17 protein-coding genes are annotated in these 19958 nt (G+C 68.1%); 11 read left to right on the top strand and 6 right to left on the bottom strand.

Annotated features, from left to right (window positions below; genetic code table 11):
• Nucleotides 1-79: 79 nt before the first annotated feature.
• Genes ASG12_RS16890 through ASG12_RS16880 form a run of 3 tightly spaced genes read left to right on the top strand, consistent with a single transcriptional unit; the run spans nt 80 to nt 3511 of the window.
• A complete protein-coding gene (locus ASG12_RS16890) occupies nt 80-883 on the top strand; it encodes an SDR family NAD(P)-dependent oxidoreductase (protein ID WP_055792057.1) in 804 nt (267 codons plus the stop codon).
• A gap of 37 nt (nt 884-920) precedes the next feature.
• On the top strand, nt 921-2489 hold the full coding sequence (locus ASG12_RS16885) for an acyl-CoA synthetase (protein WP_055792054.1): 1569 nt from the start codon (nt 921-923) through the stop codon (nt 2487-2489).
• 26 nt (nt 2490-2515) lie between these two features.
• Nucleotides 2516-3511 carry an LLM class flavin-dependent oxidoreductase gene (locus tag ASG12_RS16880; protein WP_055792051.1) on the top strand — a complete coding sequence of 332 codons (996 nt, stop codon included), beginning with the start codon at nt 2516-2518 and terminating at the stop codon, nt 3509-3511.
• Here the strand turns inward: ASG12_RS16880 and ASG12_RS16875 are convergent, their stop codons facing one another.
• Nucleotides 3512-4903 (bottom strand): sulfatase family protein, encoded by a 1392-nt coding sequence (locus tag ASG12_RS16875; protein WP_055792048.1) that lies wholly within the window; start codon nt 4901-4903, stop codon nt 3512-3514.
• On the bottom strand, nt 4900-5220 hold the full coding sequence (locus ASG12_RS16870) for a chorismate mutase (protein WP_045824084.1): 321 nt from the start codon (nt 5218-5220) through the stop codon (nt 4900-4902). The genes ASG12_RS16875 and ASG12_RS16870 overlap by 4 nt, the downstream gene beginning before the upstream one ends.
• 61 nt (nt 5221-5281) lie before the next feature.
• Between ASG12_RS16870 and ASG12_RS16865 the strand changes: the two genes are divergently transcribed.
• Entirely contained in the window at nt 5282-7171 is a 1890-nt protein-coding gene (locus ASG12_RS16865; protein ID WP_235457217.1) for a hypothetical protein, read from the top strand.
• Nucleotides 7172-7251: 80 nt separating this feature from the next.
• Nucleotides 7252-9744, top strand: a complete 2493-nt coding sequence (locus ASG12_RS16860) for a UvrD-helicase domain-containing protein (RefSeq protein ID WP_082502080.1) — start codon at nt 7252-7254, stop codon at nt 9742-9744.
• Between the two features lie 28 nt (nt 9745-9772).
• On the opposite strand, the gene ASG12_RS16855 is transcribed toward ASG12_RS16860, so the two are convergent.
• Entirely contained in the window at nt 9773-10882 is a 1110-nt protein-coding gene (locus ASG12_RS16855) for a M23 family metallopeptidase (RefSeq protein ID WP_235457215.1), read from the bottom strand.
• Nucleotides 10883-11314: 432 nt separating this feature from the next.
• On the opposite strand from ASG12_RS16855, the gene sucC reads away from it, so the two are divergent.
• Both sucC and sucD read left to right on the top strand, forming a co-directional pair.
• Nucleotides 11315-12478: an ADP-forming succinate--CoA ligase subunit beta gene (gene sucC / locus ASG12_RS16850; protein ID WP_055792040.1), complete on the top strand. Its 1164-nt coding sequence runs from the start codon at nt 11315-11317 to the stop codon at nt 12476-12478.
• 14 nt (nt 12479-12492) lie between these two features.
• Nucleotides 12493-13383, top strand: a complete 891-nt coding sequence (gene sucD / locus ASG12_RS16845) for a succinate--CoA ligase subunit alpha (RefSeq protein WP_055792037.1) — start codon at nt 12493-12495, stop codon at nt 13381-13383.
• Nucleotides 13384-13453: 70 nt separating this feature from the next.
• Here sucD and ASG12_RS16840 read toward each other — a convergent pair whose 3' ends face one another.
• On the bottom strand, nt 13454-13924 hold the full coding sequence (locus tag ASG12_RS16840; protein WP_055792034.1) for a DinB family protein: 471 nt from the start codon (nt 13922-13924) through the stop codon (nt 13454-13456).
• Nucleotides 13925-14236: 312 nt separating this feature from the next.
• Here ASG12_RS16840 and ASG12_RS16835 point away from each other — a divergent pair, with 312 nt between their 5' ends.
• The 3 genes from ASG12_RS16835 to ASG12_RS16825 are packed head-to-tail and all read left to right on the top strand — an operon-like array spanning nt 14237 to nt 16825.
• Nucleotides 14237-15064 carry a MetQ/NlpA family ABC transporter substrate-binding protein gene (locus ASG12_RS16835; RefSeq protein ID WP_055792288.1) on the top strand — a complete coding sequence of 276 codons (828 nt, stop codon included), beginning with the start codon at nt 14237-14239 and terminating at the stop codon, nt 15062-15064.
• Entirely contained in the window at nt 15057-16151 is a 1095-nt protein-coding gene (locus tag ASG12_RS16830; protein WP_082502079.1) for a methionine ABC transporter ATP-binding protein, read from the top strand. Before ASG12_RS16835 ends, ASG12_RS16830 begins: the two co-directional genes overlap by 8 nt.
• A 2-nt stretch (nt 16152-16153) precedes the next feature.
• Nucleotides 16154-16825, top strand: coding sequence for a methionine ABC transporter permease (locus tag ASG12_RS16825; protein ID WP_055792031.1), 672 nt, complete (start codon nt 16154-16156; stop codon nt 16823-16825).
• Nucleotides 16826-16915: 90 nt separating this feature from the next.
• Here ASG12_RS16825 and ASG12_RS16820 read toward each other — a convergent pair whose 3' ends face one another.
• Together ASG12_RS16820 and heR are read right to left on the bottom strand one after the other, a co-directional pair.
• The gene (locus ASG12_RS16820) at nt 16916-18256 is read right to left on the bottom strand and encodes an ABC transporter permease (RefSeq protein ID WP_055792029.1); all 1341 of its coding nucleotides are present in this window, start codon (nt 18254-18256) and stop codon (nt 16916-16918) included.
• 85 nt (nt 18257-18341) lie between these two features.
• Nucleotides 18342-19130, bottom strand: coding sequence for a heliorhodopsin HeR (gene heR, locus ASG12_RS16815; protein ID WP_055792026.1), 789 nt, complete (start codon nt 19128-19130; stop codon nt 18342-18344).
• 92 nt (nt 19131-19222) lie between these two features.
• On the opposite strand from heR, the gene ASG12_RS16810 reads away from it, so the two are divergent.
• A complete protein-coding gene (locus tag ASG12_RS16810; RefSeq protein ID WP_156378148.1) occupies nt 19223-19957 on the top strand; it encodes a hypothetical protein in 735 nt (244 codons plus the stop codon).
• Nucleotide 19958: the final 1 nt, after the last annotated feature.

The raw sequence follows: 19958 nt of genomic DNA, 5'->3' as shown, positions 1-19958 counted from the left end.
GTGATGGCCACCGCATTCATCCACGGCTGTGGCCTACGTCTCCCGACCGGGTCGAGTCCGTCCAGGAAAGGGCACACGCATGACGAGTTACAACCTCGCCGGCCGGAAGGCGCTGGTCACCGGGGCTGCACAGGGACTCGGCGCCGGTATGGCGTCGGCGCTGGCGCAGGCCGGGGCGGCTGTCGCCGTCGCCGACATCGACGACGACCTCGGCCACGAGACGGTCGACAGCCTGCGAGCGGCCGGGGCGAAAGCGGAGTTCGTGCACCTCGACGTCCGCCACGACGCGGAGTGGGAGTCGGCCATGGCGACGGCGGTCGCCGCACTCGGCGGTCTCGACATCGTCGTCAACAACGCCGGCGTGGAGGTCACCGACCTGCTGATCGACTTCGATGCCGACGCCGCATCGACCCTGCTGTCGGTCAACGTCCTCGGGACCGCGCTCGGTATCAAGCACGCCTTCCGGACGATGCGTCCAGGCGGGGCGGCGGGTGACGGCGGCGCGGTGGTCAACATCGCGTCCGTCGCCGCGACCATCGCATTTCCCGGCATCGCCCTGTACTCCGCGTCGAAGTCGGCCATCGACCGCCTCACCCGCGTCGCGGCCGCCGAGTCCGGCAAGCTCGGGTACGGGGTGCGGATCAACTGCATCTACCCCGGCCTCACCCCGACGGCCATGGGCAACAAGCTCGCCGTCGAGACCGCCGGCCTCGGACTCTTCGAGTCGCCGGAGGCCGCGGCCGGCGCCGTCGCCGAACTCACCCCGCTCGGGCGTCTCGGGCAGGTCGACGACATGGCCGATGCGGTCGTGTTCCTGTCGTCGGACGCCGCGAAGTTCATCACCGGGGCCGGGCTGCCGGTCGACGGCGGGATGGGGATGTGAGGTCCCCGACCTCGGTCGACGACCTCCGGGATCTGCTGTGACGCTGGCCTTCTACCTCGACAAGGGCGCATCGCTCGGCCCGGACGCACCGTGTCTCACCCTGCGCGGGGAGTCGATGAGCTACGGCGAGGTGGTTGGCCTGTCACACGCGGTGGCGCGAGCGCTGCGTCGGTCGGGTGTCGCGCCGGGGGACAAGGTGGGCATCCTCTCGGCCAACCACCCCACCTCGTTCGCCTGCGTCTTCGGCATCGCGCGGACCGGCGCGGTGTGGTGTCCCGTCAACCCGCGCAACGCGGCCGGTGAGAACGCCGAACTCCTCGATCTCATCGACTGCACGACGCTGCTCTTCCAACCCGCGTTCGACGACCTCGTCGCCGAGATCGCGCCGCAGCTCCCGTCGTTGGTCACCCTCGTCCGGCTCGGCGAGTCCGACGGCACCGCGATCGGTCTCGACGACTGGCTCGCCGCGGCCCCCGACGACGACCTGGTCACCGATGACGATCTGGTTGTCGACGACGACCCGGTGGACGACGGCCCCGTCGACGACGTCGTCGCACTCGTCGGTACGGGCGGGACGACGGGGCGCCCGAAAGGGGTGATGCTCACCGACCGCAACCTACAGACGATGACGTCGGTCGTGCTGATGCGCTACCCGTTCGAGGGGAGGCCGCGCTACCTCGCGCTGGCCCCGTTGACGCATGCGGCCGGGGTCCTGTGCTTCCCGATCATGGCGCTCGGCGGCGAGATCGTCGTGATGGACCACCCGGACGTCGGGGAGTTCCTCGATCTCGTCGCGCGGCACGGGATCACGCACACGTTCCTGCCGCCGACGCTGATCTACATGGTGCTCTCGCACGAGTCGCTCGACGCGACGGATCTGTCGTCCCTGCAATGCTTCTGGTACGGCGCGGCACCGATCTCGACCAGTCGACTCGCCGAGGCGCTGAGGCGGATCGGCCCGATGGCGCAACTGTTCGGGCAGTCCGAGGCACCGATGATGATCTCCACCCTGTCGCCGGCGGAGCATCGTCGGCCCGACGGGAGCATCCATCACGAGCGGCTCGCCTCCGCCGGCTTCCCGTCGCCGCTGGTGACCGTCGCGATCCTCGACGAGGACGGGGTCGCCGTGCCCGCAGGCGAGCGCGGGGAGGTGTGTGTCCGTGGGCCTCTGGTGATGGCGGGCTACTACCGCAACCCCGAGGCGACCGCCGCCGCGTCGACCCACGGGTGGCACCACACCGGCGACATCGGGTTCCTCGACGACGACGGACTGCTCCACATCGTCGACCGCGCCAAGGACATGATCATCACCGGCGGTTTCAACGTGTATTCCGCGGAGGTCGAGCAGGCGCTCATGGCGCACGACGCCGTCCGTGACTGCGCCGTCGTCGGACTGCCCGACGACAAGTGGGGCGAACGGGTCACCGCGGTCGTCCTGCTCCACGACGGCGCCGCTCCCACGGCCGAGGAACTGACCGCGTTCGTCAAGACGCGCATCGGATCGGTCAAGGCGCCCAAACAGATCGAGGTCTGGCCCGACCTGCCCCGCTCCACCGTCGGGAAGATCCTCAAGACCTACATCCGCTCCGCTCTCTCCGCCCATTGACCCACCCGTCCCACCGAGGAGGACCCATGCTCGAACTCGCCCTGTACCTGCCCAATTTCCGCGAGAAGATCACCGTCACCGAACTCGAGGACCTCACCGCCCTCGCCGAGGAACTCGAGTACGAGTCCGTCTGGACGCTCGACCGCATCATCGTCCCGGAGTCGTCGGATCGTGCGGAGATGGAGTTCGCCTTCGGCATGATGCACGAGCTGCCCAAGCAGCTGCCCGTGTCGTCGAGAGGGGAGTTCCTGCAGGGGTTCCCGCTGATCCCGTGGCTCGCCGCGAAGACGACGAAGGTCCGCATCGGGATGAGCATCATCGACACCCCCTACCGCTCACCGGGTGTGCTCGCCGCCGAGCTCGCGACCATCGACCACCTGAGCAACGGCCGGCTGAACGTGGCCGTCGGATCGGGGTGGATGCCCGAGGAGTTCGCCGCCGCGAGCGCCGGTCACATCTTCCCGCGCCGCCATCAGCACCTGCGTGAGTCGATCGAGATCATGCAGGGGATCTGGGCGAACGACGTGTTCGAATACCACGGGGAGTTCGCCGATTTCGGCCCCAGCGGGTTCGGGGCCAAGCCGCTGCAGAGCCCTCGGCCGCCGATGTACTTCAGTGGACTGAAGGACGCCAAGCGCGCGGCCAAGCGGGTCGCGAAGTACGGCCTCGACGGGTGGATCGGGATCCAGGACTCGCCGGAGGAGATCGCGACCTGGCGCGCCGGGATCGCCTCGGAACTCGCCGAACTCGACACCCCGCGGACCATCGACGACCTCGACATCGCCAGCATGATCTGGACGGTCATCACCGACGTCGACATGGACGACACCCCGGCCGGCAAGGCATCCAATCTCCTCGTCGGGTCCGAACGTCAGGTGACCGACATCCTCAAGCGCTATCGCGAGGCGGGGCTGACGAAACTGCTGGTGTGGCCGCCGTTCGCCGATGTGCCCACCGCGAAGACGATGGACGACATGAAGCGCCTCAAGAACGACATCCTGCCGAAGATCGAGGCGATGTAGTCAGTCCCGCTCGGTGCGCCGGAGCTGTCGCTGGTCGCCGAGCGGACGGCGCGACGGCAGGCTGCGGGCCGTCGCGCGGGCGGCCTCGGTGTCGAGCTGCGCGTGATGACGTCGCATGAACTCCGCCGCGATCGCGGTGCCGGTCGCCTCGTCGAGCAGTTCGTCGCCGGTGTCGGTCCGCCAGTCGCGCAGGCGCCCGGCGAGGTCGTCGCGGATGTCGGCGTGCGCCGGGTCCTCGGCGAGGTTGATCCGCTCGAGGGGATCGACACGCAGGTCGTACAACTCGCGCTCCGGACGCGGGAGGTCCTGCGATCCGTCGAGCGCCAGCGCCGACGGGCTGTCGAGGATGTCCAGCGGCAGGCTCAGCGCGGGACGTCGCGCGTAGTTCTCGATGTACCGGTGCGTGGACGTGCGCACGGCCCGGATCGGGTCGAAGCTGTCGTGGAAGGTCTTCTCCGTGAACACCTCCGAGCGCACCGTGTCCGCGGTGTCCGGGGTGCCGCCGAACATCTCGTCGGCGTGGGAGAAGCCCTCCATGTCCTCGGGCACGTCGAGCCCGAGCGCGTCGAGGATGGTCGGCGACAGGTCGACGCCGCTGAACAGGTCGTCGTAGCGGTGTGCGGTGACATCCCGTGACGTCGGCGGCCGGATGATGCAGGCGACACCCGTTCCCGCCTCGTAGAGGGTGGATTTGGCGCGGGGGAACGCGATGCCGTGATCGGTGATGAACACGATCCACGTGCTCTCGTCGAGGCCGAGGTCGGTGACCGTCTGCAGCAACCGTCCCACGGCCGCATCGGCTTTCGTCACCGACGCCTGCAGGCCCGCGATGTCCTCGCGCACCGGACGCGCGTCGGGCAGAAACGGCGGCACCGTGACGCCGGCGGGATCGGCGGGCGGGTACTCGTCGGCAGGGTAGGGGCGATGGGTCTCGAAGAACCCCGCCGTCAACAGGAACGGACCGTCGGTGCCGTGGTCGGCCAGCCATTCCTGGCTGCGTGCGACGACGTGGTCGCAACGCGAGTCCGAGACGTCCCAGTCGTCGAATCCGATCCGTGCCGGGTCGGAGCTCTCGTGCTGCATGCCGAACAGCTGGGTGGTCCATCCCTCGCGCGACAGGATCGCCGGGAGCGTCACGACGTCATCGTGGTACTCGAAACCGTGGTGGGCCAGGCCGATCAGGCCCGTCGAGTGCGGGTACCGGCCCGTGAACAGCGCACCGCGGGCGGGGGAGCACAGGGGGGCGGCTGCATGGGCGTCGGTGAGCAGCACACCGTCGGCGGCGAGTGCGTCGAGATGAGGGCTGACCACCCCGGCGGCGCCGTAGCAGGCGAGATGGCGTCCGAGATCGTGCCAGTGGACGAAGAGGACGCTGTCGCGGGCGGGGCTCACCGGCCCAGCGGACCCCGGCCGAGACGCAGCAGCATCATCGCGAGGGTGTGACCCTCCTGGCCGAGTTCGGAGAACCGCTGCAGCACCTTCATCTCGCGGCTGTGCACCAGGCGCGGTCCGCCCGACGCCATGCGGGTGCGTCCCACCTTCTTCGAGATGGCGGTCCGGCGTTTGATGGCGCCGAGGATGATCGCGTCGAGACGGTCGATCTCGAGGCGGAGTTCGTCGATCTCGTCGGGGAGGTCGTCGACGTCGGACGAGAGTCCGTAGCTGCTCAGGTCGATCGGCGAGCCGGCCGCATCGTCGGAGGCGTTCATCCGACCGATCTTGCCACGAGTGTCGTGCGATCCCGGGGCGGGCGACTGGTACCAATGAGCGGTGGCGCACCCGACCAGCACGACCTCGGCGGTGACGGACGTCGTGCGCGCCCACCGGTCACCGGCGCGTGCGGGTCGCGGGGTGGTGATCGGCCTCGGGTTGCTGCTGCTCATCCACGTGGTGGTGCGCGCCTACGTGCTCGTACGGGGCAACTTCTACTGGGACGACCTGATCCTGACCTCGCGCGCGGGCACCCACGGGTTCTTCTCGCCGTCGCTGCTGTTCGACGACCACGACGGCCACCTGATGCCGGCGGCGATGGCGGTGATCGACGCCGTCACCGCCGTGGCCCCGTTGAGCTGGCCGGTGGCCGCGGCGACCCTGCTCGTCGGGCAGCTCGTGGCGTCCGCGTCGGTGGCCCGGATGGTCGTGGTCATCGCCGGCCGTCGACCGGCCGCGCTGGTCGCCCTCGCCTTCTATCTCCTGACGCCGATGGTCGTGCCGTCCTTCGCGTGGTGGGCCTCGGGGCTCAACAACCTCCCGATGCAGGCGACGATGGCGTGGGTCGTCGCCGACGCCGTCCTGCTGACCCGCGACCGCGCCGGTGGCGCGTCGGGAGGGCCGCGGTCCCGGATCATCGAGAGTCGGACGATCGTGATCCGCTCCGCGGTGGTGTTCGCCGTCGGGCTGGCGTTCTTCGAGAAGTCGGCGCTAATCGCGCCGGTCGCGTTCGTGGTCGCCCTGCTCGGGGTGCGGCTGTCGCAGCTCGGGCGCGACCCGGGCGAACCGACCCGCGCGCTGCCGGTGGTGTGGCGACGAGCCCGCGGCCTGTGGATCGCACTGTCGGCGGTGGCCGCGGTGTGGGCGGTGGCCTTCCTGACCATCGGGCGCCCGACCGCAGGCGAACATTCCCTCGGGCAGACCTCGGCGCTGGTGTGGCGTTCGGTGACCGAGGGAATCGTCCCCGCCGTCGCGGGCGGGCCCTGGACGTGGGACCGCTGGATACCCAGCCCGCCGTTCGGCACTCCCGGCGTCGGCCTGCAGATCGTCGGCTGGCTCATCGTCGCCGGGGCAGTCGTCGCGGCGATCCGCGCTCGACGCGGCGCGACCGCGGTCGTGGTGTGCACGGTCGTCTACATCGTGGTGGCGCAGGCACTGGTCAGCTGGAACCGCAGCAGCACCACCACCGCACTCGAGCTGTCGCAGACACTGCGCTACCTCCCCGACACCGCCGTCGTGCTCGTCGCGGCCGCCGCACTGATCATCGCCGCGCCGTCACGTCCGGGCGGACACCCGGGTCGCGGCCCACGGCTGGTCGGGGCGGCGGTGGTCGCGTTCTCGGCCATCGGCTCGGTGGTCTCGACGCTGACCTTCGCCGGATCGTGGTCCCACGACCCCACCGGCGACTACGTCACCACCGCACGCGCGTCGCTGGCCGCCGCGGCCGACACCCCGATGTTCTCCCAACCCGTCCCGCTCGAGGTGCTGACCCCGGTCGCCTACCCGGACAACCTCGTGGAGAACGTCTTCTCCGGGCTGCCGACACGGCCCGAGTTCGGTGACTGGACCGGCGACCTGCGCGTGCTGAGCCCGAAGGGCACCATCACCCCGGGCGCGGTGACCCGGGCGCGCGGATTCGCCGCCGGTGCGGGTGCCTGCGACCGCCCCGAGGTCACCGGCCCGACGGCGATCGATCTGGACGGGCCGCTCATCCGCTGGCGGTGGACCGTGCAGTTCGCCTACTGCGCGAACGCCGCCGGCGAGGTCGAGGTGCGGATCGGGGACAGCAGCCCGGTGGTCGCGCCGGTCGAGGCGGGTCTGCACGGTCTGTGGGTGCAGGCCTCGGGCACCGGGACGACCGTGTCGATCCGTCCCCGCACGCCCGGGCTGGCGCTGCACCTCGCCGCCGGCGTGGTCGGCGAGGTCTACGACCCCGCGTTGATCCGCTGACGCTCGCGAACGGAGCACTAGAACACCTGTGCGCATGGCGCGGGCGTCGTGTCCGACCGCGCGGGTAGGATCGCTCCCTGATGACACGCGCACCACAGCCCTCTCTTCCCGGCCTCACCAGGGGCGATCCCGTGGTCTCCGGCATGTCCGGCGACGCCCTCACCGATCGCGCTCGCGAGCTCCTGGAGGGCCTCAACCCGCAGCAACGCGCCGCCGTGATGCACACCGGCGGCCCCCTGCTGATCGTCGCGGGCGCCGGATCCGGCAAGACCTCGGTGCTCACCCGACGCATCGCCTACCTGCTCGCCCAGCGTGACGTCTCGCCCGGCGAGGTCCTCGCCATCACGTTCACCAACAAGGCCGCCGCCGAGATGCGCGAGCGGGTGATCGAACTCGTCGGTCCCCGCGCGAACCGCATGTGGGTCTCGACGTTCCACTCGACCTGCGTGCGGATCCTGCGCGCGCAGGCCGCGCTCATCGAGAGCCGCAACTCGAACTTCTCCATCTACGACGCCGACGATTCCAAGCGACTGCTGGCGATGATCGTGCGCGACCTCGACCTCGACCCGAAGAAGTTCAGCCCGCGCGGCTCGGGCATCCACATCTCGAACCTGAAGAACGAGCTCATCAGCCCCGAATCGGCGACCGCCACCGCCGCCGAGGCCGACGACGACACCGCCACCACACTCGCCGACATCTACACGCGGTATCAGGCGCGTCTGCGGGCGGCGAACGCCTTCGACTTCGACGATCTCATCGGCGAAACCGTTGCGCTGCTGCAGAATCACCCCGAGGTCGCCGAGTACTACCGTCGTCGCTTCCGGCACGTGCTGGTCGACGAGTACCAGGACACCAACCACGCCCAGTACGTCCTGGTGCGTGAGCTGGTGGGCACGGGTCAGGGGGCCGTCACGCCGTCGGAACTGTGCGTGGTCGGCGACGCCGACCAGTCGATCTACGCGTTCCGAGGCGCCACGATCCGCAACATCGAGGAGTTCGAGCGAGACTTCCCCGACACCGAGACCGTGCTGCTGGAACAGAACTACCGCTCCACACAGACGATCCTGTCGGCGGCCAACGCGGTGATCGCGCGCAACCCCAACCGGCGCGAGAAGAAGCTGTGGACCGACGCCGGCGAGGGTGAGCTGATCGCCGGCTATGTCGCCGACAACGAGCACGACGAGGCGTCGTTCATCGCCCGCGAGATCGACTCCCTCTGCGACAGTGGCGAGTTCACGTACTCCGACGTCGCGGTGTTCTACCGGACCAACACCGGTTCGCGGTCGCTGGAGGACATCTTCATCCGCCTCGGCATCGCCTACAAGGTCGTCGGCGGCGTGCGGTTCTACGAACGCAAGGAGGTGCGCGACATCGTCGCGTACCTGCGCGTGGTGGCCAATCCCGACGACACCGTGAGCCTGCGACGCATCGTCAACACGCCCAAGCGTGCCATCGGCGACCGCGCCCAGGCGTGTGTCGCGGTGTACTCCGAGAACGCGGGGGTGAGCTTCTACCAGGCGCTGATCGACGCCGCCGCGGGCAACGTGCCGTTGCTCAACAGTCGTGCCGTCAAACAGATCTCGGGTTTCGTCGACCTCATCGAGGGGTTGCGCAACGACTTCCTGGCGGTGTTCGGCGAGTCCGACACCCCCGACGCCGACACCACCACCATCGACGCCGGGTCGGAGAGTGCCGACATCGGTGAGCTCGTCGAGGCCATCGCCCACCGTTCGGGGTATCGCGACGAGCTGGAGGGTTCGAGCGACCCGCAGGACGGCGCGCGTCTCGACAACGTCAACGAGTTGATCTCCGTCGCAAGGGAATTCAGCGCCGATGCCGCCGCGCTCGACCCGGCCGACCGCCCCGACCCGGAGGAGGGCCTCCCCGAGCCCGGTTCGCTCGCGGCGTTCCTCGAGCGTGTGTCGCTGGTCGCCGACGCCGATCAGGTGCCCGACAGCGCCGCGGGCATGGTGACGATGATGACGCTGCACACCGCGAAGGGACTGGAGTTCCCGGTCGTGTTCGTCACCGGGTGGGAGGACGGTCAGTTCCCGCACATGCGGGCCCTGGGCGACCCGGCCGAGCTCAGCGAGGAGCGACGACTCGCCTACGTCGGCATCACGCGTGCCCGCAAGCGGCTCTACGTCACCCGGTCGATGGTGCGTTCGGCGTGGGGGCAGCCCGTGTCGAACCCGGAATCCCGCTTCCTGCAGGAGATCCCGCAGCATCTCATCGACTGGCGTCGCACCGAGCCGCGACGCCGCGAACGGTCGTTCGGCAGTTCCGGCGGCTTCTTCGGCTCCGACTCGTTCCGGTCCGGCGGCAACGGCAACGGGGGTGGCGAGCGCAGTTCGGCCCGTGGTCGCAGCTCGTATTCGGCCAGTCCCACGCGGGGACGCAACAACCAGGTCTCGGTCGCTGTCGGCGACCGGGTGAACCACGCCAAGTACGGCATGGGCAAGGTCGTCGCGAAAGAGGGATCGGGGGCCACCGAGCGGGTGACCTTCGATTTCGGCAGCAGCGGCCGGATCACGCTGATGTCGTTGGGCGGTCTGCCCGTGGACAAGCTCTAGTCGGGACCCGTCGAACGGGCGGGTCGACCTAGCCGGTGTAGTTGGAGAGCGGCACCCCGTGCTCGGGGAACCACGGCATCGGGTCGACCTTCATGCCGTTCACCCAGCGCTCGACGTGCACGTGCGGTCCGGTGGAGAACCCCTCGTTGCCGACGCGGGCGATGACCTGTCCGGCCATCACCTTCTCGCCCTTGGTGACGAGGACGCCGCTCGACGCCATGTGGCCGTACATGAAGATGCTGCCGTCGGACGCCTTGACCTGGATCCAGTTGCCGAAGCCAGAGGCGGGTCCGGCCTCCACCACGACACCGTCGGTGGCGGAGTGGATCGGGGTGCCCAGCGGGGCGGCGAAGTCGATGCCGCCGTGGAAGGCGCCCCAGCGGTAGGCGAAGCCCGAGGTGAACTGGTAGAGCCCCATGTCGACCGGCGAGGCGTAGAGCGGGGTGCGCGAGGCGGCGTCGGCAGCCTTGGCGTCGCGGGCCATCTTGTCGCCGGTGGCGAGCTGGTCGGTGAAGTCGTGGAGATCGGTGGGCGCGGCGCCGGGTGCGACGGCGGCGTCACCGGTGACCGACGGGTCGAGCGGGGTGACCGCGGCCGCCCGGTTGACCGAACCCGACGCGGGCTCGGCCTTCTGCGGGGCCTCGGTGGTCGAGCCGGTGTCGATCTGTCCGCTCACGGCGACCACGGCCGCTCCGGCGGCGACGGCGAGGAGCGCGGCGCGACCCTTGAGGGCGGTGGGCGGTGCCGAGATGCGGTGCTTGCCACCCGAGCGCGGGGCGCGGGTCTGCGGGAGGCGACGGAACGAGCGGTCGTCCTCGGCGGGGTCGAAGTCGTCCTGTCGCGCGCCGGTGACCGAGAACGGATGGTGGTGGGCCGTCTCGTCGAATTCGATCTCGGCGATCAGGATGTCCTGGGTGACCTCCGCGGGCAGCGAGCGCCGGCGCGGGGTGTCGCGCACAGGGCGGTCGGTGATGTCCGAGGTGCGGACATCGGCGTAGGCCTCGTCGGTGCGGCGGTTCGACGTCGCGGTGTACGGATGGGCGTCGGCTCGAGACGGGTCGGCGAACTCGGCGTCGAGGTCATCCCAATCGATCGGGATGATCGAGGTGATCTCCTCAGGTCGCATCCGTACTGCCAAGACTGCACCTTCCGATTCGACACACGACACCATCGGGCTGACCCGATGACGTGCGTGAGCTGCGCCTTTCGGCGACGACCCCCGGTTGAGTTCCGTTGGCGTTCCCCTGGGGGAGATGTGGTCGTGACCACGTGCCCTGGAGACGGTAACGAAATGATTGCAGCGTGTGCAACCGCGCGCGAACAGTTCGTCATCGATGTGAGCTGCATCACAAGATGCGCTGGTCAGGGGTGATTGGGAGATAACGGACCCGAACGATCGCTCGTACGGTACCTCTCCTACGCTGACCCAGTGATCTGGGGCACATGCGTCGGGACTGTCCCCGAGCGGTTCAGACGGCGGCGATACAGTCCGTTGGGGCTCGCGACCGCAGACGATCCTCGCGGGAGAACAACTATCAGGAGCGGGCAAACACTAGAGATGGTGAGCTGAATGGATCTGTTCGAATACCAGGCGAAGGAACTCTTCGCCAAGCACGAAGTCCCAACATCGGCCGGACGTGTTACCGACACGGTGGCCGGGGCGACGCAGATCGCCGAGGAGATCGGCAAGCCCGTCATGGTCAAGGCTCAGGTCAAGGTCGGTGGCCGTGGCAAGGCAGGCGGAGTGAAGTACTCCAAGGACGTCGCGGAGGCCACCGCCAACGCCGAGGCGATCCTGGGACTCGACATCAAGGGACACGTCGTCAAGAAGCTCCTCGTGGCCGAGGCGAGTGACATCGCGGAGGAGTACTACATCTCCTTCCTTCTCGACCGCACCAACCGCACCTACCTCGCCATGTGCTCGGTGGAGGGTGGTGTCGAGATCGAGGTGACCGCCGAGGAGAACCCCGACGCACTCGCCCGCATCCCCGTCGACGCCGTGAAGGGTGTCGACCTCACCTTCGCCCGTGAGATCGCCGAGGCCGGCAAGCTGCCCGCCGAGGTCCTCGACGCCGCGGCGAACACCATCCAGAAGCTCTGGGAGGTGTTCATCAAGGAGGACGCCCTCCTCGTGGAGGTGAACCCGCTGGTTCGCACCCCCGACGATCAGATCCTGGCGCTCGACGGCAAGGTCACCCTCGACGCGAACGCCGACTTCCGCCAGGAAGGTCACGCCGAGTTCGAGGACAAGGACGCGACCGATCCCCTGGAGCAGAAGGCCAAGGAGAACGACCTCAACTACGTCAAGCTCGACGGACAGGTCGGCATCATCGGCAACGGCGCGGGTCTGGTCATGTCGACCCTCGACGTCGTCGCGTACGCCGGTGAGGCCCACGGCGGTGTAAAGCCCGCCAACTTCCTCGACATCGGTGGCGGTGCCTCGGCCGAGGTCATGGCCGCCGGTCTCGACGTCATCCTCGGCGACGATCAGGTCAAGAGCGTCTTCGTCAACGTCTTCGGTGGCATCACCGCGTGCGACGCGGTCGCCAACGGCATCGTCGGCGCGCTGAAGAAGCTGGGCGACGACGCGAACAAGCCCCTCGTCGTCCGTCTCGACGGCAACAAGGTCGACGAAGGCCGTGCGATCCTCGCCGACGCCAACCACCCGCTGGTGACGCTCGCCGAGACCATGGACAGCGGCGCCGACAAGGCCGCCGAACTGGCGAGCAAGTAAAGGACTGCTGACTCATGTCTATTTTCCTCAACAAGGACTCCAAGGTCATCGTCCAGGGCATCACCGGCGGCGAGGGCACCAAGCACACCGCCCTGATGCTCAAGGCCGGAACCCAGGTCGTCGGTGGCGTCAACGCGCGCAAGGCCGGCACCACCGTGTCCCATGACGGTGGCGTGGAACTGCCGGTGTTCGGCACGGTCGCCGAGGCGATCACCGAGACCGGCGCCGATGTCTCCATCGCGTTCGTGCCGCCGAAGTTCGCCAAGGACGCCATCATCGAGGCGATCGACGCGGAGATCCCGCTGCTGGTCGTCATCACCGAGGGAATCCCGGTGCAGGACAGCGCGTATGCCTGGGCCTACAACAAGTCCAAGGGCGAGAAGACCCGGATCATCGGGCCCAACTGCCCCGGCATCATCACCCCCGGCGAGTCGCTGGTGGGCATCACGCCCGCCAACATCGCGGGCAAGGGTGAGATCGGTCTGGTGTCGAAGTCGGGCACCCTGACCTATCAGATGATGTACGAGCTGCGCGACATCGGCTTCTCGACCGCCATCGGCATCGGCGGCGACCCCGTCATCGGGACCACCCACATCGACGCCATCGCGGCGTTCGAGGCCGATCCCGAGACCAAGGTGATCGTGATGATCGGTGAGATCGGTGGCGACGCCGAAGAGCGGGCCGCCGATTACATCAAGGCCAACGTGACCAAGCCGGTCGTCGGGTACGTCGCAGGATTCACCGCGCCCGAGGGCAAGACGATGGGCCACGCCGGCGCCATCGTGTCCGGCAGCTCGGGCACCGCCCAGGCGAAGAAGGATGCACTCGAGGCCGCAGGGGTCAAGGTCGGCAAGACGCCGTCCGAGACCGCCGATCTCGCGCGCGAGATCTACAAGGGCCTCTAGTCACAGCAGCTCTCGATTCAGCCCCGACCGGTGTCCGGTCGGGGCTGAATTGCGTTCTGGCGGGTCGCCCTCAACGTGCGGCGAGGACCTGTTCGCGCAGGATGTCCGCGTGCCCGCGGTGGTGGGCGAGTTCGCGCAGGACGTGCATGTAGGACGCCCACAGCGCGTGCGGTCGGCGGCCGGTGACCTCGGTGTCGAGGTCGAGGGCGGCGGCCACCTGTCGCGAGTGTTCGCACGCGACACGGTGTCCGGCCTGTATCGATGCGATGGTGTCGTCGGGCGTGAGCAGGAACGAGTCCTCGGCGGCGTCGGGGATCCCGATCTCGCGTCGTGACCGACCGCTGATGTCCTGGTCGAACCAGACCTTCTCGACGAACGTGGCGTGCTTGAGGAGCCCGAGCAGCGTGGTGGCCGACGGGACCAGTGAACGCCTGGCCTCGTCCTCGGTGAGGCCGTCGAGACTGTCGTGCAGGATCGCGCGGTGCTGGTCGATCAGCTGATCGACGTAGGGGCGGAAGCCATCCGAGGTGGGCGTCGTCATCGCCCCAGCATCACCGACCGCCCTCCCGATCGCAACGAGATCGCCTCGGTGATCCCGGCTCCCCACTGCTTTTCGATCCGGCGGATCGAAACCGCCCCTCCGTCGTCTCGGCTGGTCACGTCCGTGTTGCGCTGTAGGACAACGCAATTGTGGTCGGATGCGTGTCCGGTTCGTGCCTACCATGTCGACGCGCCGCGATCATCGGTGCGCACGTGAGTCGGCGATCCCGGCGTGGAGAAGGACAGGGCAGTGCATCAGAGAAGAGTGGGTTGGAAAAAGCTGGCGGTCGCGGTCGTCGCGGCGGTCTCGGTGATGGGGAGCGCGGTCGCATGTGGGTCCGACTCGGATTCGGACACCGTGAAGATCGGCGTCGCCGACGCCGCGGAGAGCTACTGGACCGTCTTCACCAAGAAGGCCGCCGACGAGGGCATCACCGTCGATCTCGTGAACTTCACCGACTACAACCAGCCCAATCCCGCACTGGCCGAGGGCGAGCTGCAGCTCAACGAGTTCCAGCACATGCTCTACCTGGCGACCTACAACCAGAAGAACGACCAGAAGCTGGTCCCCATCGGCGCCACCGCGGTCTACCCGCTGCCGCTGTACTCGACCAAGCACACCTCGGTCAGCCAGATCCCGCAGGGCGGCTCGGTGGTCATCCCGAACGACCCGACCAACCAGGCGCGTGGGCTCCTCGTCCTGCAGCAGGCCGGACTCATCACGCTCCGCAACGGCGGCAACGGCTTCTCGACGATCGCCGACATCGACCAGGCCGCATCGAAGGTCAAGGTCACCGCGGTCGACGCCGGACAGACCGCGCAGAGCCTCGACTCCGTCGACGGCGCGATCGTCAACAACAACTACGCGACGTCGGCGAAATTGGGCGAGGACGAGATCATCGCGAAGGACGACCCCAACAGCGACATCGCGAAGCCCTACATCAACGTCTTCGTCGCCCGTGACCAGGACAAGGACAACGCGACCTACAAGAAGCTCGTGTCGATCTACCACGACCCCGAGGTCGAGGCAGCCGTCAAGAAGTCGTTGGGCGACAACGGGGTCCTGAAGAACAACGACCCCGCCGAACTGCAGCAGCTGACCGTCGACCTGCAGAAGCAGGTCGCGAACAACGGTGGCTGAGGCAGCGGTCACCGATCACCCCGCGATCTCGTTCCGTGGGGCCACGAGGCGATTCGATGCGCCGCGTCGCACGGGTCGATCGAGGCCTCCGGTCGCCGCGGCGGTCGACGGTGTCGACCTCGACATCGCGGCCGGCACCATCACCGGTGTGATCGGGTATTCCGGCGCGGGCAAGAGCACACTCGTGCGCCTCATCAACGGGCTCGAGCGCCCCGACGAGGGACGGGTCATCGTCGACGGTGAGGACATCAGCACCGCGGGCGAGCACCAGCTGCGCCGCGTACGCCGGGAGATCGGCATGGTGTTCCAGCAGTTCAACCTGTTCTCGTCGCGGACCGTGGCGCGCAACGTCGAGTTCCCGCTGCGCATAGCGGGTGTCGCCAGGGACGAGCGTGCGGCGCGGGTCACCGAACTCCTCGAGTTCGTGGGTATCGCGGACAAGGCGACGCAGTACCCGCGTGCGCTCTCCGGCGGACAGAAGCAGCGCGTCGGGATCGCCCGTGCGTTGGCGACCTCGCCGAAGATCCTGCTGGCCGACGAGGCGACGAGCGCGTTGGATCCCGACACCACGTCAGAGATCCTGGCGTTGCTGCGTCGCGTCAACCGCGAGCTCGGCACGGCCATCGTCGTGATCACCCACGAGATGGACGTCATCCGCGAGATCTGTGATCGTGTGGCCGTTCTCGACGGCGGGCGACTCATCGAACAGGGCGACGTCTACGACGTCTTCGCCCGCCCGCAGTCGGCGATCACGCGGCGACTCGTCCGTGGCGCCGTCGGCGACGTGCCGTCCGACGAGACGCTCGCACGGCTGCGGACACGGCACGAGGGTCGGTTCGTCACGGTCGCCATCCGGGAGACCGAGATCGACGCCGACACCGGTGCGAACACCATCGACGTCGCCGACCACTTCGCTCGCGCCGGGGTCAAGGCGTCGATCGTCTACGGCGGCATAGTGGAACTGTCGCAGCGTCCGTTCGGTGCGTTCACGGTCGCTCTGCAGGGGTCCGACGAGCAGATCGACACCGCCGTGGCCGGTCTACGCGCGGTCACCGACGTCATCGAGCACGAGAAAGTCGGTGTCTGAGGATGCTTCTCGGCGACATCATCACCCCGCAGCTGCGTCCGCTGCTCTGGGACGCGCTGCTCGAGACCTTCCAACTGGTTGGTGTCACCCTCGTGATCGGCGGCGTGCTCGGCCTGGCCCTCGGGGCTCTGCTGTACGCGACGCGCCCGACCAACCTGCTCGCGAACCCGGTGATCTACACCGTGCTCAACGTCGCGGTGAACACCGTTCGACCGATCCCGTTCATCATCTTCATCACCGCGATGGCGCCGGTGACCCGTGAGGTCGTGGGCACCCGCATCGGGACGGAGGCGGCGATCTTCCCGATGACCGTGATGGCGGCGTTCGTGATCGGGCGTGTGGTCGAACAGAATCTCGTGGCCGTGGACCCCGGTGTGGTCGAGGCCTCGCGCGCCATGGGGGCAAGCCGACTGCGCACGCTCGCAACGGTTGTCGTCCCCGAGGGTCTCGCGCCGCTGATCCTCGGCTACACGTTCGTCTTCGTCGCGATCGTCGACATGTCGGCCATGGCGGGCTATGTCGGTGGCGGTGGTCTCGGCGACTTCGCCCAGCAGTACGGCTACCAGCAGTTCGACGCGAAGCTGACCGTCGTCGTCATCGTCATCCTCGTCGTGCTGGTGCAGCTCGGTCAGTGGCTGGGCAACACCCTTGCCCGGCGGGCGTTGAGGCGCTGAACGAACCGACATCGTCCGTCCTGAGGGCCACCGTGGGCGATGTGTCCACGGTGAGACCCCAGGCGGACGATGTCTGTCGACGTCAGCCGGCTACCGCGGCGCTTCGTGCTTCGGGTGGCGGATCGCCTCGCGCATCTCGTACTCGCGCTCCTCGTCGGCGAAGCCGCCACCGAGGTTGTTGCCGTTGAGCATCGGGTCGCCGCGGAACTGCGTCTCCATGTCGTCGACGGAGTAGTGGCCACCCTCGGAGGTGTCGGGATCGTCGGTCACGCGGTCCTTCTCTTTCGGGCTCTCCTCGATCGGGTTGGCGTCGGAGTCGAGACCGTGCGCGGTGAGGATGCGCTCGCGGTCGGCCATCCCCTTGCGCATCATCGCGCCCTGCGCGGCGGCCATCATGGTCGTCTTGCCCGCGAGGATCCGATCGAACTCCTTGCTCTCACGCCAGCGCTTGCCGACGATCATCGTGACGATGCCGAGCAGTGCGTACCCGCCCATCAGGAGGAACGGCTGCCAGTACGGTTCGCCGACCCCGTACAGCACGCGCTTGATCATCTCGGTGATGCCGTGGCCGACGACGAGCGGATTGAGGTCGCCGAAGATGCGCGGCACCATCCACGTCGGGTAGGCCGCGCCGGAGGACGGGATCGAGAGGAACACGAACATCAGCAATGCGACGGCCGTGATGAACCGTCCGAAGAAGTACGACAGACCGTTGACCGCGAGGCCGACCGCGAGGATCCACAGGAACGAGATGCCGATCATCTGCGGCAGGTGGCCGTCGTAGACACCGATGACCGGGCCCGCGAGGAGGTTGGTGATCAGCGCGGCGACCGCAGCGCCACCGGCCAGGATGCTGACACGGGTGAGGTGGCTCAGCGGTGCGCCCATCATGCCGATGAACATCGCGACCATGTAGCCGCCGATGCACCACGACAGCATCAGGTACATCGCCCCGAGTCCGTACGAGTCGCCCTTGGGCAGCGGCGCGATGTCGTTCACCTGGGGCGCGACACCGCTCTGCGCGAAGGTCTGGGTGAAGGTGGTCTTCATCAGCTGCGCGGCCTGGAACTGGTGCGCGCTGGCGATCGTCACGACCGGCTTGCCGCCGGCCTGTGACGGCAGGGCCAGCGACGCCGCAGCACTGCCGTCCCGTACGGCCTCGGTGGCCTCGTCGGCGGTCTGATAGAGCCGGAAGTCGAACATGCCGGGCTGCGCCTTCGAGAACTGATCGGTGAAGGTCGAGGCGGCGGGGGAGTTGACCACGGCCACCGGGGCGTCGTGGATCTGCGGCGAGTGGAACGCCCACAGGTAGCAGAAGCAGAACGCGAACAGGAAGAAGACGGGCAACCACAGTTGCAGCCCGATCATCTGCAGCGCGGGCGGCAGCGAGCCGTAGAACTTTCGCCACCGCGTGGTCAGGGCCTTGAGCATGACTGTTCCCCTCGTCGTCGGATAGGTAGATGTATAGCCCAACTATATGCAGACTGCATCTATTTCCGGAACGGGGAAAAAGTTGTCACACGGCCAGTGAGCCACCGAAGATCTGCCAGGCCAGGAGTGACTTGGCGACGAGGCTCAGCACGAGGTACGTCTTCTCGCCGAACGCGTAGCTGCGCCACGGGCCGATCTCGCGGTATTGCAGCCACTGGTTGATCGCGAAGGTGGAGAAGAAGACGAGCAGCGACACGAAGATGCCGATCACGAACGCGGGCACCTTGTCGCCGGCGCCCACGAAGTTGACGACGATCGCGCCCCAGGGGGCCGCGCCCGCGACGCATCCGAACCAGAACGGCAGCATCGTGGTGTCCGCTCGGCCGGGTGGGTTCATGCGCTCCTGCAGCCAGCCGAACAGGATCATCGCGATGTTGGCGCCGCACATGACGATCACGGTGCCGATGTCGGTGAGACCGAAGTAGAAACCGATCAGCACGATCATGATGGTCGCGCTGATCGAGTACTCGATCCACCGGAACCTGTTGATGCCGCGACGCAGATCCGACTCGTAGATCCCGCGTACAACGGTCGCGGTGAGCAGGTGGTCGGCGGCCGCGAGGAACAGGAACACCGCGATCGCGGCGCCGATCGACACGTCGACCAACGACGACGGCGGCGGCTGGGCAGCGCCGGGTGGCCCGGTGGGGAACGACGAGTTGACGGTGATGGCGAAGCCGTTGCCCAGCAGCAGGATCGCCACCGCCTGCGCGGCGTGGAGCACGGTCAGGCCGATGTTCCATCGCCGGAGTCCGGCGAGCGCGGAGTCGGTGACGCCCGTGGCGATCGCGGCGGAACTCTGGGGTGTCGACATGGGTCCGACGCTACGGCAGGGAGGTACTGCGTTCGCGCGAACAGTTCACCGAATCCGGGCCGGAGGACGCCCGGGCCGTTACCGTGACGAACATGTCTGTGAACAGCGGTGGCCGCCTTCTCGGAGCCCTGGCGGCGGTGGGAGCGATGGTCGCGCTGTGCGCCGGCTGCGGATCCGACGACGGTCCGACAGTTGCGCGCACCGTGACGGTGACCGCGTCGACCTCGACCGGCAGCTCGGTGGGCGGCGACCCGACCGCGGAGTCCACCACCGACGCGACGACGTCGGGCGCCGACACGGCCACCGCGCCCGCCACCGCCGCGCTGCCCGCGGAGCCTCCGACGAACGGCGCCCCGGCGCTGTGTGCGAACACGAAGGTGACCGGAACCGTCGATGTCGTGCATCCATCGTGGGGGCCGACGCGGGTGTTCACGGTTCTGGGGAAGGGAATCGGTCCGCAGCCGGCCTGCATCCTCGCGGTCGACGGAACCGGGACGATCCGCTGGAGTTTCGCCGACAACAACGGCGAGAGCAGATGGGCGATGGCCGCATCGGCGCCGGACTCGAACAACAACATGTTCGTGACGTACAACCCGGGTCGATACGACGGCATCATCGTGCTGCACCCCACAGCCGACGGTTTCTCACCGATCGGGGCGGATTACGCGACCGGCCCGTTGCGGTATTACTACGCCGAACTCCAGGGCCCCGATGCGTCGGGTGCGTACGCGATCAAGGAGTCGAGCAACGACTGCGAACCGTCGTGTGCGGGAGGCACGGTCACCTCGAAGATCCTGCGCTGGAACGGAAGCAGCTACGTCGGCTGAT

Origin of the sequence: Williamsia sp. Leaf354, assembly GCF_001424365.1 — a bacterium.
Classification (GTDB): Bacteria; Actinomycetota; Actinomycetes; order Mycobacteriales; family Mycobacteriaceae; genus Williamsia_A.
The sequence above is the reverse complement of the archived record's forward strand: the minus strand, read 5'-3'. Positions and strand labels throughout refer to the sequence as shown.

Coding starts and splice junctions, on each gene's coding strand:
- sucC (WP_055792040.1), top strand. CDS start 11,315: ATGGATCTGTTCGAATACCAGGCGAAGGAACTCTTCGCCAAGCACGAA.
- ASG12_RS16870 (WP_045824084.1), bottom strand. CDS start 5,220: ATGAACGCCTCCGACGATGCGGCCGGCTCGCCGATCGACCTGAGCAGC.
- ASG12_RS16810 (WP_156378148.1), top strand. CDS start 19,223: ATGTCTGTGAACAGCGGTGGCCGCCTTCTCGGAGCCCTGGCGGCGGTG.
- ASG12_RS16890 (WP_055792057.1), top strand. CDS start 80: ATGACGAGTTACAACCTCGCCGGCCGGAAGGCGCTGGTCACCGGGGCT.
- ASG12_RS16860 (WP_082502080.1), top strand. CDS start 7,252: ATGACACGCGCACCACAGCCCTCTCTTCCCGGCCTCACCAGGGGCGAT.
- sucD (WP_055792037.1), top strand. CDS start 12,493: ATGTCTATTTTCCTCAACAAGGACTCCAAGGTCATCGTCCAGGGCATC.
- ASG12_RS16840 (WP_055792034.1), bottom strand. CDS start 13,924: ATGACGACGCCCACCTCGGATGGCTTCCGCCCCTACGTCGATCAGCTG.
- ASG12_RS16880 (WP_055792051.1), top strand. CDS start 2,516: ATGCTCGAACTCGCCCTGTACCTGCCCAATTTCCGCGAGAAGATCACC.
- ASG12_RS16820 (WP_055792029.1), bottom strand. CDS start 18,256: ATGCTCAAGGCCCTGACCACGCGGTGGCGAAAGTTCTACGGCTCGCTG.
- ASG12_RS16825 (WP_055792031.1), top strand. CDS start 16,154: ATGCTTCTCGGCGACATCATCACCCCGCAGCTGCGTCCGCTGCTCTGG.
- heR (WP_055792026.1), bottom strand. CDS start 19,130: ATGTCGACACCCCAGAGTTCCGCCGCGATCGCCACGGGCGTCACCGAC.
- ASG12_RS16835 (WP_055792288.1), top strand. CDS start 14,237: ATGGGGAGCGCGGTCGCATGTGGGTCCGACTCGGATTCGGACACCGTG.